This window comes from Streptomyces sp. O3 (genome assembly GCF_054788135.1).
The window spans coordinates 1-13,554 of sequence record NZ_JBTVYK010000044.1; the positions used below are offsets into that span (position 1 = coordinate 1).

The 13,554-nt window shown below is 68.9% G+C and carries 10 protein-coding genes and 1 pseudogene; 8 read left to right on the forward strand and 3 right to left on the reverse strand.

Annotated features, from left to right (window positions below):
- Nucleotides 1-119 precede the first annotated feature (119 nt).
- Complete coding sequence (locus tag ACX6XY_RS21630; protein ID WP_460333158.1) at nucleotides 120-1,529, forward strand: protein kinase domain-containing protein; 1,410 nt, start codon at nucleotides 120-122, stop codon at nucleotides 1,527-1,529.
- Between the two features lie 594 nt (nucleotides 1,530-2,123).
- Here the strand turns inward: ACX6XY_RS21630 and ACX6XY_RS21635 are convergent.
- The 3 genes and pseudogenes from ACX6XY_RS21635 to ACX6XY_RS21645 all read right to left on the reverse strand — a co-directional run.
- Nucleotides 2,124-3,395: pseudogene (locus ACX6XY_RS21635) on the reverse strand (tyrosine-type recombinase/integrase); the annotation flags it as partial.
- 11 nt (nucleotides 3,396-3,406) lie between these two features.
- The gene (locus ACX6XY_RS21640) at nucleotides 3,407-3,706 is read right to left on the reverse strand and encodes a helix-turn-helix domain-containing protein (protein ID WP_460333161.1); all 300 of its coding nucleotides are present in this window, start codon (nucleotides 3,704-3,706) and stop codon (nucleotides 3,407-3,409) included.
- 150 nt (nucleotides 3,707-3,856) lie between these two features.
- Nucleotides 3,857-4,405: a helix-turn-helix domain-containing protein gene (locus ACX6XY_RS21645; protein WP_460333164.1), complete on the reverse strand. Its 549-nt coding sequence runs from the start codon at nucleotides 4,403-4,405 to the stop codon at nucleotides 3,857-3,859.
- A gap of 281 nt (nucleotides 4,406-4,686) precedes the next feature.
- Between ACX6XY_RS21645 and ACX6XY_RS21650 the strand changes: the two genes are divergently transcribed.
- From ACX6XY_RS21650 to ACX6XY_RS21680, 7 genes are all read left to right on the forward strand, one after another.
- Nucleotides 4,687-6,222 carry a DnaB-like helicase N-terminal domain-containing protein gene (locus ACX6XY_RS21650; protein ID WP_460333167.1) on the forward strand — a complete coding sequence of 512 codons (1,536 nt, stop codon included), beginning with the start codon at nucleotides 4,687-4,689 and terminating at the stop codon, nucleotides 6,220-6,222.
- Between the two features lie 249 nt (nucleotides 6,223-6,471).
- Nucleotides 6,472-7,863, forward strand: coding sequence for a hypothetical protein (locus ACX6XY_RS21655; protein WP_460333170.1), 1,392 nt, complete (start codon nucleotides 6,472-6,474; stop codon nucleotides 7,861-7,863).
- Between the two features lie 275 nt (nucleotides 7,864-8,138).
- On the forward strand, nucleotides 8,139-8,771 hold the full coding sequence (locus tag ACX6XY_RS21660) for a plasmid mobilization protein (RefSeq protein WP_460333173.1): 633 nt from the start codon (nucleotides 8,139-8,141) through the stop codon (nucleotides 8,769-8,771).
- A complete protein-coding gene (locus ACX6XY_RS21665) occupies nucleotides 8,768-10,507 on the forward strand; it encodes a relaxase/mobilization nuclease domain-containing protein (protein WP_460333176.1) in 1,740 nt (579 codons plus the stop codon). Before ACX6XY_RS21660 ends, ACX6XY_RS21665 begins: the two co-directional genes overlap by 4 nt.
- Nucleotides 10,508-10,985: 478 nt before the next feature.
- Nucleotides 10,986-11,504: a hypothetical protein gene (locus ACX6XY_RS21670; protein WP_460333179.1), complete on the forward strand. Its 519-nt coding sequence runs from the start codon at nucleotides 10,986-10,988 to the stop codon at nucleotides 11,502-11,504.
- A gap of 73 nt (nucleotides 11,505-11,577) precedes the next feature.
- On the forward strand, nucleotides 11,578-12,297 hold the full coding sequence (locus tag ACX6XY_RS21675) for an ATP-binding cassette domain-containing protein (protein WP_460333182.1): 720 nt from the start codon (nucleotides 11,578-11,580) through the stop codon (nucleotides 12,295-12,297).
- On the forward strand, nucleotides 12,294-13,550 hold the full coding sequence (locus tag ACX6XY_RS21680; protein ID WP_460333185.1) for a hypothetical protein: 1,257 nt from the start codon (nucleotides 12,294-12,296) through the stop codon (nucleotides 13,548-13,550). Before ACX6XY_RS21675 ends, ACX6XY_RS21680 begins: the two co-directional genes overlap by 4 nt.
- Nucleotides 13,551-13,554: the final 4 nt, after the last annotated feature.

The window sequence follows — 13,554 nt, forward strand, 5'->3', positions numbered from 1 at the left end:
ATTCTTGCTGGTCAGAGGCACTTTTCGCTTACCTGACCATCCGTCGGACAGTCCACCTCGTGAAAGCGCGAGGCTAGGTAGGCTCCTTCGGCTAGTAGGTACTCAACAAGGGAGCTTAGATGGCAGGCGCGTTGGCAGCTGCGGTGCAGGACTACTGGGTTGATTCCGACAAATTGACCCGTCGCCACCGTTGGGATCCCGTCATCAACTCTGCCGTCGATGCACTCGTTGAACGTGGCATCGACCGCTCCTGGATTCGGACGGGGCGGGAGGCTTCCCTACCAGCGTCCTTCGGCTTGGGAGACAGCCAGTGGGACATTGTCATCGTCAAGGACGAAATGTCGCTGGGCGCCATCGAGTTCACTGCACAGTCTGGGCTCTCAGCCTCGCAAAACTTGTCCAACCGGATCCACGAGGCAACCTCACGGGCCTTCGCGGTAAGAAACTCAGAGCAAAATGGTGGGCTGCAGCCACAGCTCGGACTGTTCATCATGTGGGAGCAGGGCAGGAGTAGTTCCTCTGTCCAGCCGAGGCTTGAGGCGGCGCTGAACCAATTCCTCAATGAGGAGCTCTATGACGAGATTGCATACACCTCGTACGCCGACGCGGAACTGCGGGAGCCGTCAGAAGGCATGTCTGTGCAGCGGTTCGTCGACCGGTTCAGCCGACGACTACTCGCACGAGCTGTAGGTCCGCTGGAGGAGATTACGCCAAACCTGGAACGCTATCGCGAGGTGATCGAGGCTGCACGAGGGCATAAGAAGGACTACGCCCTGGAAGTCGTACCCAAGCGGGGCGGGCAAGCTGAAGTGTTCCGCGGGGTGCACAAAGCGTCAGGCATCGAGATTGCTTTCAAGCGAAGGACCTCTGGCTGGAAGAAAGCAGTCGCCCGGATGGGGCGTGAGATCGAGATCGCACGCATCCTGAGCGCACACCCACATGTCATGCCTGTCCTCGATTTTGAGGCGAAGCACCACTGGTTCGTGATGCCGCTGGCCGACGCGACTGCTGAAGAGCAGTTCCTCCACCTGAAGGAGCCAAAACATCTCCGCAGGATGATCGAGGCGGTGGCATCCGCACTAGCAGAAGCGCACCGTCACGGTTGGCGCCACCGCGACGTCAAGCCAGCGAACATTCTTCTGTTGCACGGGCGTTGGACCTTGGCCGACTGGGGCACCGTCCGCCGACCACGCGGCCAAACGACCGTCGCCGGCCGCACCGGCGCCTACATCGGCACTCCTGGTTTCGCTCCGCCTGAGCTCTTCCCAACGTCGAATGCGTCTGAGTTCTCCGCCGGGCCGCACGACCTCTCTGTACCGGCAACAGACATCTACAGCCTCGGTCGAGTCGCCGCCTGGGCTCTAACCGGGCAGTGGCCGCAGCCGAATATCCCTCTCCTGCCGGCAGAGGAGCCGTGGCGAACCATCATTGAGGAAGCAACACAACACAAGATCGAAAGACGCCCGCAGAGCATCGCCGAGTTCCTGGCCATCATCGACCGCGAGCACAACAAGGCAGGGCGATCCTGATGCTGAGCATTTGGCCCTCCATCAGCAGGCTGAAGCCGAAGGGGCTGCCGCGTAGTTCCGCGCAACAGCCCCTTCCAGAGCTCTTCTAGGTCACTCGCCGTACCTTTCCGGGTTCCTCGCCCGGTCCACAGCCTGTGCACAAGCCTCGTCGAACGCGGCGGTGACAGCGTCCCGGTCTGTGCCGCGGATTTGGGCCTCGACCTCCATGCCGGGACGGCGCGTGGTGTGCCAGCGCATCGGCAGGTCGGTGTAGAGGTCGGTCTCGAACTCCCAGGCTGTTACCGACCACTGCTCAGCGCGGCCGATGTTGAGTCGTTCGCCACCGGGCAGGTACACGGCGTGGGCGTGGTGGACTATCCGGCGGTCGGGCATGCGGTCGCGGATGGCCCGCAGGCCGCCGGGGCCCTTGTCCTCCCATTTCTCCCGGTCCCATTCCTCGACCTCCGCAGGGTGGCCTGGATGGTCGACGCCCCACTGCGTGGCCACCGTGTCCGCGTGCTCGCGGTGCAGGAATGGGATGCGGCGTTCGCCGAGGAGCGCCACGTACAGCGTCGGCTCCGCCGGAACGGAGGGCTGGCTCGGGCCAGGCACTGGACCTCCAGGGGCCGGTTCGGGCGCATGCGGCCTCGACCCCCACAGCAGGTCGCCGACCTTCGCGGCCGTCTGCTGGAGCACCTGGCCGGTGAGGTGCTGGTAGCGGCGGCGCATCCGGGCGGACTTGCCGGGTTCCCAGCCCATGATGCGGTCGACGACTGCCTCGGGGACGCCGAGGATCAGCAGCACTGTCGCGGCGGTGTGGCGGGCGTCGTGGAGGCGGCCGTCGCGGACCTTCGCCGCCTTGAGTAGGTCCTTCCACCGGTGGAAGTCGGTGTTGGGGTTGAGCGGCTCGCCGGTCGGCGAGGTGAACACGTACCCCTTCTCTACCCACAGGTCACGGGCCAGGACCCGTTCGCGCTCCTGCTCCACCTTGTGCTGGCGCAGCAGCTTCAGCAGCTCCTCGGGCACACCGATCGAACGCTTACCGGCACGAGTCTTGGTGTCCTTCGTCTCCCGCCGCACGTTGATCTTCTGCGGGCAGTAACCGGGCTTGCGTCCGCACTTGTCGCCGCAGCCGTGCTCGTAGCGGGGCCGCAGGCGGCCACGGCGTACGAAAAGCACGCTCTCGTCGAAGTCGACGTCGTTCCACTTCAGGCCAAGGACCTCGCCCTGGCGCAGGCCGAGCGCGAGCGCGATGACCCAGCGGGCGGTGTTACGCGCCTTCACCGCCTCGGCGAGGAGACGCTGGACCTCTTCGAGCGTGTACGGCTCGACCTCTTCCTCTTCGACCTTGGGCGCTTTGGCGACCGAGGCGGGGTTGATGGTGAGGTGGCGGCGGCGTACGGCCTCGTTCAGCGCCGTCTTGACCGTGCGGTGCGCCTGGTGGGCGGTACCGGCGGCGCTGCCGTTCGCCTGCATCTTCCGGTACAGGCGCTCCAGGTGCTCGGGTTCCAGCTTCGCCAGGCGGTGGGCGCCCAGGCCGGGTATGAGGTGGTGGTAGACCGCCACGCGGTAGCCGTCGATGGTGTTCTCGCCGACGTTGGGCGCGGCGATGTTCTCGACCCAGTGGGTCAGCCAGGTCTTGACCGTCCAGGTCTGCCCGGCCTTGCGGACACCGGTGGAGTCGCGCTGCTTCTCCAACTCGCGTACGACCTTGGTGACCTCGGCGCGCGTCTTGCGGCCGACGTGGCGGCGGTCGGGGGTTCCGTCGTCCTTGACGCCGACGGTGACGCGGCCGTGCCAACGGCCGTCCTTGCCACGATAGATGGAGGAGGCGCCGTTGGGTTGGCGGGGCGTGCGGGGTTCACGGGGCTTCTTGTTGTCTGCCATGCGCGCCCCGCTCAGGCCGCGGCGTCGAAGTCCGCGACCCGGTAGCGACGGGCTAGGAATTCGCCGACCGCTTCGGCGGGTATGCGGCGCAGGCTGCCGATCTTGACAGAACGTATCTCCCCGGAGGAGATGTACTCGTACAGCTTCGTGCGGCCGACGCCGAGACGGCGTGCGGCCTCGGCGACGGTGAGGCCGACGAGGGTGGAATCGCCCTGGGCGTTGTTGCCCTGGGCCATGAGCGCCCGCAGCGCGTGGTCCTCCACGCCGAGGGCATGGGCGATCTGGGAAATGGGCAGGGGAGACTGCGGCAAGGGTGTGTGCTCCTCACCCGGCAGGCCATATGGGGCGGCAACCCCGGCCGGGCCGGTTGGATCGTTCAGGGATGGGCGGTGCTGGGTGTGGTGGGTATCCAGGTCTCGGCGCTCGCGGCACCGAGGGCGTAGACCCATAGACCTCAGGGGTCAGGTGTCGCGGGCCTGCCTCCGAGCCTGGTCACGTTCGCGGCCCCGGGCGAACTCGGGCTTGTGCTGCCGGAGCCACGCGTTGTCTTCGAGCCGTATCAGCTGATCGAGCTCGGCCTTCTGCTCCTCGCCGTTGTTGGCGAAGTGGTCCAGCTCGAAGTCGAGGTCGCGGATCTCGCGCTTCAGGCGCTGCGCGTCCTTCTGCAGGCGAGCGAGCGCGTGGGACCTCTCGATACGCTCACGGACGAGCTCACGGACGAGGGCATCGGCGTACTTCATGGGTGGGGCGGTCAGTTCGTCCATGGCGAGGCCGAAGACCTTGCAGAAGCCGAGCGCCTCGTCGAGGTTGACCCGACGCCGTGGCTTGCCGCTCTCGATGCGCCAGATCGCGGCCTGGTTCAGCTGATGGCCGGCCTCGGCCATCTTCTCGGCCAGGACGACCGTGCTCCAGCCTCGGGCCTCGCGCTCTTGCTTGATGCGCTCGGCGACGTAGTCCTCGGGTACAGGCCGGTCGGGACCGGCGCGTGCCGCGTCATCTTTGCTGCTCACGTCCCACCTCCCTTCGGCGCAGCAGGGGCTACTGCGGCCAGGGTCAAGAGTGAACCTCATTGCGGAACCGAATGCAAGTCGTTGCGTTCCCGAAGTTCTCTGGGTATGGTTCGTCGTCCACCGCCGGACGCAGGTGAACGTGCCGGTGAAAAGCAAACGGCCCCCGGCGCGAACACCGAGGGCCCAAGCGAAAGCCCCGCCGAACGACCGCCCATCCCTGAACGATCCAACCGGCCCGGCCGGGGTTGCCGCCCCATATGGCCTGCCGGGTGAGGAGCTCTATGGCCCAGAGTAGGGCCCCGCGACAAGAGAATCCATTCGATCACGAGATCGACGAGACCACCGTGCCCTTCGGCGGCGGTGGCGAGCCTCCGCACGCCGTGGACGCCGAGCGTGCGGTTCTGGGCGCCTGCATGTTCAAGACCAGCGAGGTCGACGAGGTACGCGGCATCCTGGACGCCGCCGACTTCTACCGGCCCGCGCACGAGACGGTCTGGCGTGCGCTGCTGGCGCTGCGGTCCGCGGACGCTCCCACAGATCCGATCGCCCTGACCGAGCACCTCAACGGCAGCGGGGACCTCAACCGAATCGGTGGAGCCTCCTATCTGCACCAGCTCGCCGACGCCGCGTCACCAACCGGGAGCGCCGCCTACTACGCGGGAATCGTCCGGCGAAAAGCGGACCTGCGCCGCCTGCGCGAGACCGGTCTGCGTCTGGTTCAGCGCGCCGTGGAGCCAGGTGCCGATCCGGATGAGATACGCAGCACCGCCGAGGCCGATGTGCGCGCCGAACGCGAACGTGCCCTGGCATCCGGCACCGGGCGGCTGTCCCGCTACGTCGTCAACGGCTGGGACTTCGTCACCAAGGCCGCCGAGACCCATCCAATCTGGGGCACGCCGGAGCAGACCGCGTGGGCGTCCGGCGAGAGCCTGATGATCGTGGGCCCGCCCGGTGTCGGAAAGACGACCCTCACCCACCAAGTCGTGCTCGCACGTATCGGCCTGGCGGATTCGGTACTCGGCATGCCCGTGGTCCCCGGCAAGCGGGTGCTGTATCTGGCCATCGACCGGCCGACACAGATCGCCCGCACTCTGGCCCGTGGGATCAGCGACGAGCACGAGGCCGTCCTGCGTGAACGGCTCGCCGTGTGGCAGGGCCCGCTGCCCGCCGCTCTCGACAAGGAACCCGACCTCCTGGCCGATCTGGCCGCCGCCCACGGGGCTGACACCCTGGTGGTCGACAGTCTCAAGGACGCCGTCAGCACCATGGTCGACGATGCCCTCGCCGTCGCGTACAACAACGCACGCGGGCGGGCCCTCCAGAATGGCGTCGAGGTTCTGGAGATGCACCACCAGCGCAAGTCCGGCGCCGAGACCCCCAAGGCCCAACGTCCCGCCCTGGACCAAGTCTACGGCTCCACCTGGCTGACGTCCGGCACCGGCAGCGTGCTGTTCATCAACGGCAAGCCCGGTGACCTGGCTGTCACCATCCACCACCTCAAGCTCGCGACCGGCGAGGTCGGCCCGCTCCAGGTCATCCACGACCACGAGAACGGCACCAGCACCGTCGATCCCACGCTCGACCCGGTGACGCTGCTGCGTGCGGCGGGCAACGGACTGACCGTACGGGAGATGGCCGAGGTGCTCTGCGGCGAGCCGGAGCCAGGCCGAGCCGAGGTGGAGAAGGCACGGCGTCACCTGGAACGGCTCGTCAAGGCCGGACTGGCCACCAAGGCCGAAGGTGCCGCGGGCGGCAATGGTGGCGGCCAGCAGACCCGCTACCGCGCCTCCGCACGCCACATCGGCGCCGTGTCCTGACCACCCCAGGCCGGGGCCCGGACCGTTCACGCGACCGTACACGCACCCCCTGTGCGTACACGGCCCCGAAAGCCGTCCACGGCGCACACGCTCGCCACTGAAACCCCAGGTCAGGCGGTCACGCGACCGTACACGCCGTTCACATGCCCAGGCGTTCACGCGCGAGCCCCCCTTTAGAAGGGGGCTCGCGTGTACGCCCCACCGTGGACGCCCCCTCTTCCACCACTCTCACCCCCTGAAAGGACCCGTATGCCCCTTGCCGACACCGCGCTCCTGAGCGCCGACGGCGAAAGCGCGCCGCTCCTGCCGCACTGGGTCACTTCGCCCGCCCTGACCGCGGTGCTGCTCGCGCTGCTCGTGCTCCTCATCCTGTTCGCCGCGTGGCTGAGGCGGCAGCAGCGTCGGCAGCCACCCGGCGCCAGCCGCTGGCGCTCAACCGTCGCTGTGCGGGTGGCCGCCGTGGCGGCGGTCGGCTGCACCGCCTACAGCGCGGACACCAGTTGGCGGTTCGCCGCCGACTACCTGGACATGGGCAGCACCGTCGAGCGCGCCTTCATGTTCGCCACCGCCGAGGTGGCCTTGTTCGCCACGGCGTTGATGGCGCGCGAGAACCTCAACGGCCCCGCACGGGCTCCGGGCCTGCCCGGGGTGCTGGTGTGGGTGATCACCGGGGTGCAGATCATCCCCGCCTACGCCGAGTTCGGGCTCATCGGCGGCACCGTGCGCGCCCTGATCGGCCCGGTCATGGCCGGCATGCTGTGGCACCTGGCCATGGGCATCGAGCTGCGCCACCGCACCCCCGACGCCGCCTCGCACAGCCTGGCCGCCGTCCTCGTCCGCCAGGCCCGCGAACGCCTGCTGGCCCGCCTCGGCATCGCCGACCAGGACGCGGATGCCGCCCGGCTCATCCGCGAGCGCGCGCTGAGCGAAGCCGTCGCCCTGATCCTCCGCGCCGAGGCGCTGACCGACAAGCAGCGCGACAAGTGGCGCGGACGACGCCTGGCCGAGCGCCTCCACGAGGCCCTGGAGCGGGCCGACGTCGATAGTGATGCGCTCCAGGACGAGCTACTGCTCCGCAAGCTCGCCACCCGTAAGCAGTCTCTCGGCCTCGCCTCCATCGCACTGCCGCCGCGCTGGCACGCCCCAACCTCACACCCCGACCACGTCGTGGAGCACAGCCGCCCGCGTGTCACGTCCCCGGAGAGGGAGCAGGCGACGGGCCACCCGCACTCGTCGGAGGCGGGCAGCGAGGCTGCTGACCGTACAGCCCGCCCGCAAGCAGCACCGCGGGCCGAGGACGGTGCCCGCCCACACCCGCCGGTACCGGACGACGCCAGCGCCGCGCCCTCCGCCACGGCCGCCGCACCCGTAGCTGAGGCACAGACCGTCACCCCCGTAACGCCACCGGCCAAGGCGAAGCCCAAGAAGGGCGGGCGCAAGACCACGGTTCCCGACGAGGTGCTGTGGGCGACGGCTCGCGCCATCGGCGCCGAAGGCGGCACGGTCCCGCGCACCACTCTGGAGGAAAACGTCAGGGCCCAGAACTACACGATCCAAAAGGACCGCGCCAAAGAGGTCGCCGAGGCCGTCACGGCGGAACTCGCCTCCGCCAACAACACCGCCACCGCCACCGCCACATAAACGCCAAGGTGGAACACCCCGCGCTGGCGGCCCTGGCGGAACGCCCTGTTGCCCGGCGTTGCCAGAGCGCCACCCGCCAACGCCGGGCACCGCCCAAAACGCTTCTCCGCCTCTCCCGCCACTCTGCGGATCTTCACCCTGGTTCCGCCAACCGCCAGGCCACCTGCGCCGAGGCGCTGCCCGCGGCATCCGCTGGGCAACGAACAGCGCCTCCCCTCCCCCAGGCGACCTCGCGTACGGCCACGCCACCCCACAGCCCCATGGAGACACATCCCATGCACGACCAGCACCACGAACACCCCACGCCCCAGGAGCAGACGACCACCACCTCAGCCACCACGCCAGCAAGTTGGAGGTTCGGACACTCCCCCGTAGGGGGAGCGCCCGAACCCGACCCCGCCCCGAGGGTGGCGGGGCCCGTCCGGCACCAGGGGGCGCCGGACGGGAGGGCTGCGACCGAGGGCGGATCGCAGCCAGGGAAGGCCGGCCGTAAGCGCCGGACGAAGATCAAGGGGAAGGCACGTCCGCGCGACAAGAAGCAGCGTCCCGCCCAGAGTGTGCGCCTCAGCGATCAAGAGCACGCCCTCATCCAGGCCGGCGCCGACGCCGTCGGCATGAGTGTGGCCGGCTTCCTCGCCCACTGTGCGCTGGCCGCCACCCGCGATCAGTCCCGCACCGCCGCCACCATCGCCACCGAACGCGACGTGCTCACTGAGCTGTTCGCCATGCGCCGCCAGCTCGGCTGGGCCGGCAGCAACCTCAACCAGGTCGCCAAGGCCCTCAACTCCGGTGGCGACGTACCGCATCTCAAGGAGGTACTCGCCGACATTCACCGCGCGGCAGGCGCCGTGAAGCAGGCCGCCGACCGGGTCACCAACCACCAGGAGCAGGAGGGTGAGGCGGCTTGATCCCCAGCATCCACCGCCAGGGCAGCAGCACCCTGGGCCTGCTCCGCTACCTCTACGGCAAGGGCACCCGCGAGGAGCACGTCGACCCGCACCTGGTTGCCTCCTTCGACCACATGGCCCCCGACCCCGGCCGCGACCCGCAGGCTACGAAGAGGGACCTCCAGCAGCTCCTCGACCAGCCCCTGCACCTGCTTGACGCAGACCAGCGGCCCGACAAGCATGTGTGGCACTGCTCGGTGCGTGCCGCCCCCGACGACCCGGTCCTGAGTGACGAGCAGTGGGCCGAGATCGCCCGCCGCATGGTCGCGGCCACCGGTATCGACCCCGGCGACGGCGCGGGCTGCCGCTGGGCGGCCGTGCGCCACGCGGACGACCACATCCACATCATCGCCACCCTCGTACGCGAAGACGGCCGCCGTCCCGACCACCACCGCTCCGGCAAACGCGCCCAGGCCGAAGCCCGCCTCATCGAAACCGACTACGGTCTCCATCGCGTCACCCCCGGCGACGGCACCGCCGCCAAACGCACCACCAGCGCCGAACGCCACAAGGCCGAACGCCAGGGCCGCGACCGGGCCGCGCGCGAGGAACTGCGCGACACCGTCCGCCACGCACTGGCCGGCGCCACCTCCACGGACGAGTTCCTCGGCCGCCTCAAGGACGCCGGGCTTCTCGTACGTACCAGGGTGCTGCCCTCCGGCGACCTGAAGGGCTACAAGGTCGCCCTGCCCGACGACCGCAACAAGGACAAGGAACCGGTGTACTACGCGGGCTCCACCCTCGCTCCCGACCTGTCCCTGCCCCGCGTCCAGGAACGCTTCACCACCGACCCCGCCGCACCGCAGACCGCCGACAGCAAGCGGCCGGAGACCTCCGCCGCCCGCCGGTCGGCACCTGCCGCGGCCCGGCGCACCACCGCCCACGCGTCCTGGCAGGCATTGCTCGTCCTCGACCACAGCGGCGACGATGGTGCAGTTGCCGCGCAGATCGCCGCGACCGGTGAAGTCCTCGACGCCCTCGCCAAGACCTCCGCCCTCCACACCCGCACCGCACTGCGCCAGGCCGCCTGGGAGTTCGAGCGGGCCTCCCGCTCCCACACCCGCGCCGAGTTCCGCCACACACAGGACCTGCGCCGCGCCGCCCGCGACCTGGTGTACAGCGGACCCGTACTGGGCCGGGGCGAGGACGGAGCCGGCACCGCCATGGCCATCGACATGCTGTTCTTCCTCGCCATCGCTGCCGCGCACTGGCACGCCCAGCGCCAGCACGCCCAGCAGGCCAAGGCTGCCCACCGGGCCGCCGAGCACCTGCAAGCGGCCTACCAGCAGGCCGCCGCCGAACCCCTGGCGGTGCTGCGCGAGCGCGGCCGCCGTATCGCCCCGTCCCTGCGCCGCCACCACGCCACCACCGTGCGCGCCGCCCTGCCCGACCTCGCCGAGACCATCCTGGCCGAGCCCGGCTGGGACGCCCTGGCCGCCACCCTCACCGACGCCATGCAGGCAGGCCACAACGCCCAGGCCCTCCTCGTCGAGGCCTCCGCCCGCAGGGAACTGGACACCGCCGAATCCATCAGCGACGTCCTCGCCTGGCGCCTGCGCCGCACCGCGGACCTGCCCGGATACGCCCCGCAAAGCCCCCAGGACACGCCCGTGCGAGACACCCGGCGCACCCCGCCCCCAGCGCCCGCCGCACAGCCAACGGCCCGGTCGGTGAACGCCTCCGCTCGTCGGCGATGACCGCACAAACGGGCGGAACATAGCCGGCAGCGGCAGGCCGGGCAGCTGCGGGTGCCGCAGGTGCTGCCCGCCGTCGTAGACATGCAGCGTGAACGTCCCCGGCCCGGGCGCCGACCGCGTCGTAGGCGTCCAGGACTCGCTCGACCTGCTGCCACAGCTTCACCGGCCCGCCCTCGCGCACGACCCATCCGCCGTCGACCGGCGTGAGGCTGGCGGCGGAGTGCGGAGGTGGCTGATGGCGCGTGGGGGGGTGGCGTTGTATACGACCGGTCGCGCGGAGTCATTGCGCAAGCAGAGCTTTTTCCTGACATGGACTCCTCAGAACCTCAAGGAACCCTCAGAAGTCGGCTCACTCGGCAGTTCGGGCGAACGCGAGCGGCTACGTTGTCGGCTGTCCGGGCGTGGCCCAGACAGTGACCGGGCCTGGATGGAATTGACCATCTGTCCAAAACCGAACAAAAGAAGGGGGGAGACTTCCGTGGCATCACGCCGGAAGATCCTGCGCCGAATAGCAACGGCCGGAGCCCTGACCGCTCTTGCTGTGGGCGGTACAGCGGCCTCAGCCGCCGCGATCGGCGAGTACCACACCTGGAACACCAAGAGCAGTGCGCTCAAGGTGACGGGCTATGGCAGCACTGGATACGCCTACGGCAAGTGGCGCGTCTACAACGGTGCCGACGGCACCAGATCGAAGGTGTACAGCTACAGCCGACTCAACAACGCGCACAACCACAAGGTGTTCGTCAAGCTGGAGACACAGGTGAACGCCGGGTACTGCGTTCAGCCGAAGTACACCACCTGCACGCAGTCGTACTGGAACCACGACGACACCCACACCAGGCACCACTCCAGCAGCAGCTGGAAGTACTACAAGGCGTCCACCGGCGTGTCCGGTGCGGCGGACTACGCGCGCGGGCGCGTCCAGGCGAAGCTCGACGTCCCGTGGCGCTCGGACCCGTCTACCGGGTGGTCCTACACCAGCGGCACCCAGTACTGATCCGAACCCGCCGCCAGGGCGCCCGCCCCGTGAGTGGGCGGGCGCTCCTGTGCCGACAGAGAGTGTTGCCGGAATGAGCACGAATCATCTCGTGTGCCAGGACGTGATCAAGGACCATGGGGGAGCATTCACGCTCGGCCCGTTGACGCTGGACATCGCTGATGGCGTCACCTGCCTCGTAGGGCCCAACGGGGCCGGTAAATCAACGTTCTTCCGTCTGGTGGCGCATGTGGACAAACCCACCGCCGGAGAGCTGAGCCTCACCGGGGACGGGAACGCCGGCCTCGGCTATCTGCCGCAGGACCCGGAGCTTCCGAAGGCCGCCACCTGCGAGGAGTTCCTGTACTACGTGGCCTGGTTGCAGAAGCTGCCTTCTTCCGCCAGTGACCAGGCCGTCAGCTCAGCCTTGGAACACACCGGCCTGACCGAACAGCGCAAACGGAAGATCCGGCAGCTGTCGGGCGGCATGGCGCGACGCCTCGGCATCGCCCACGCGATCATCCATGACCCGGCCCTGCTCCTGCTAGATGAGCCCACCGCTGGCCTCGACCCCCGCCAGCGGATCGCCCTGAGAGAGACCATCTCCCGACTCGGCACCGGACGTATTGTGATCGTCTCCACCCACCTGGTCGAGGACATCCGCGGACTCGCTGACCGGGTCATCGTGCTCAACGACGGCAGCGTCGCCTACGACGGCGACATCACGGGCCTTGAGAAACTCTCCGCTGACGACGCCCCCGGAGACACCGAACTGGAACGCGCTATCGCCTCCCTCATGGGAGAACCGGCATGAACAAGCGATTCACGTACACCCTGCGCACCCAGATCGGGCCCTGGGTCGCCCTGCCCGCCACTGTGCTGGAAGTCACCAACTACCTCCAGCGCGGAATGCCCTGGCGAGGCGAGAGCGTATGGACCGTCGAGTGGTTCGCCATCGCCCTGTTCATCATCGGCCCCCTGTGCGCGGGGGCGGCCGCCGTGGACGCCTCCCGGCTGTCCCGGCCCGGCAACATCCACCTGGTCCTGGCTACCCCCCAGCCCTGGCGGCCCTACCTCCGCGCCGCCGCCTGGTGCGCCGGCCCGGTGATCGGTGTGCATCTGGTAGCTGTCGCCACCGGATTCGTCGTCGGCGGGGTACGCTACGCCGAAGCTGGATGGGGATGGCTGGTCGTCGCGGCCCTCGTCCAGTGCGCGGCGATCGCGTGGTACGCGGCCGCGGGCTCAGCCATAGGCCGCTTCACCCCTCCCATCCTGGCCGGTATCGCGGGCGCCGGCGCCGGCTTCGCCGCGATCTACCTCCTCGGCGGCGGCGGAGGCCACGGACGCTTCGAGCTCTTCGCGCTGGGCGCGGCCACGGTCTCCCGCCTCGGACTCAGTTACCACGGGACCTACATCCTCGCGCAGGCAGCCGTACTGGCCCTGACCGCGGCCACACTTCTCCTGCTCCCTCTGCGGACGCGCTCTGGGGTCCGCCTCCCGACCGCCGTGGGCGGAGCCATGGCCGCCTGTGCTGTGGCCGTCATCGCGGCCGGTCCCTTCGTATTTCCGTCCGACCGGTTGGAGGCCATGCCGCAGCCGCCTACGAACTGCTCCGAGACCACACCCCAGGTGTGTCTGTACACCGAGCACGAACGATTCGCCGACTCGGTCGAGGCCAGGGTCGCCACCTTGGTGGAGGCGGCCCGCAAGGGCGGATACCCGCAGCTGATCCCCGCCAAGATCGAGGAGATCAGCCGGAGTTACCGTGTGCCCCGGCCGGACACCGCGGCGCTGGAGATCCCCGACGACACCTACGTGTCCGGAAAGATCAGCCTGCGGGAGACGGTGACCGAGCTTGTGCAGCCCTCACACTGCGAACAGCTCTACACCGGTGACCTGCCCGCTGACGCCTACTGGGAACGGCAGATGTCCCTGGAGGCCACCTGGCTCCACCTGGCAGGCGTCAGAGTCGACGTGAACGACTATCCGGTTCCCGTCGAGATCCTCACTCCGCAGCAAGTGGAAGACATCAAGCGCCACTTCGCCCGCTGCGACCTGGACGGATAGCCGC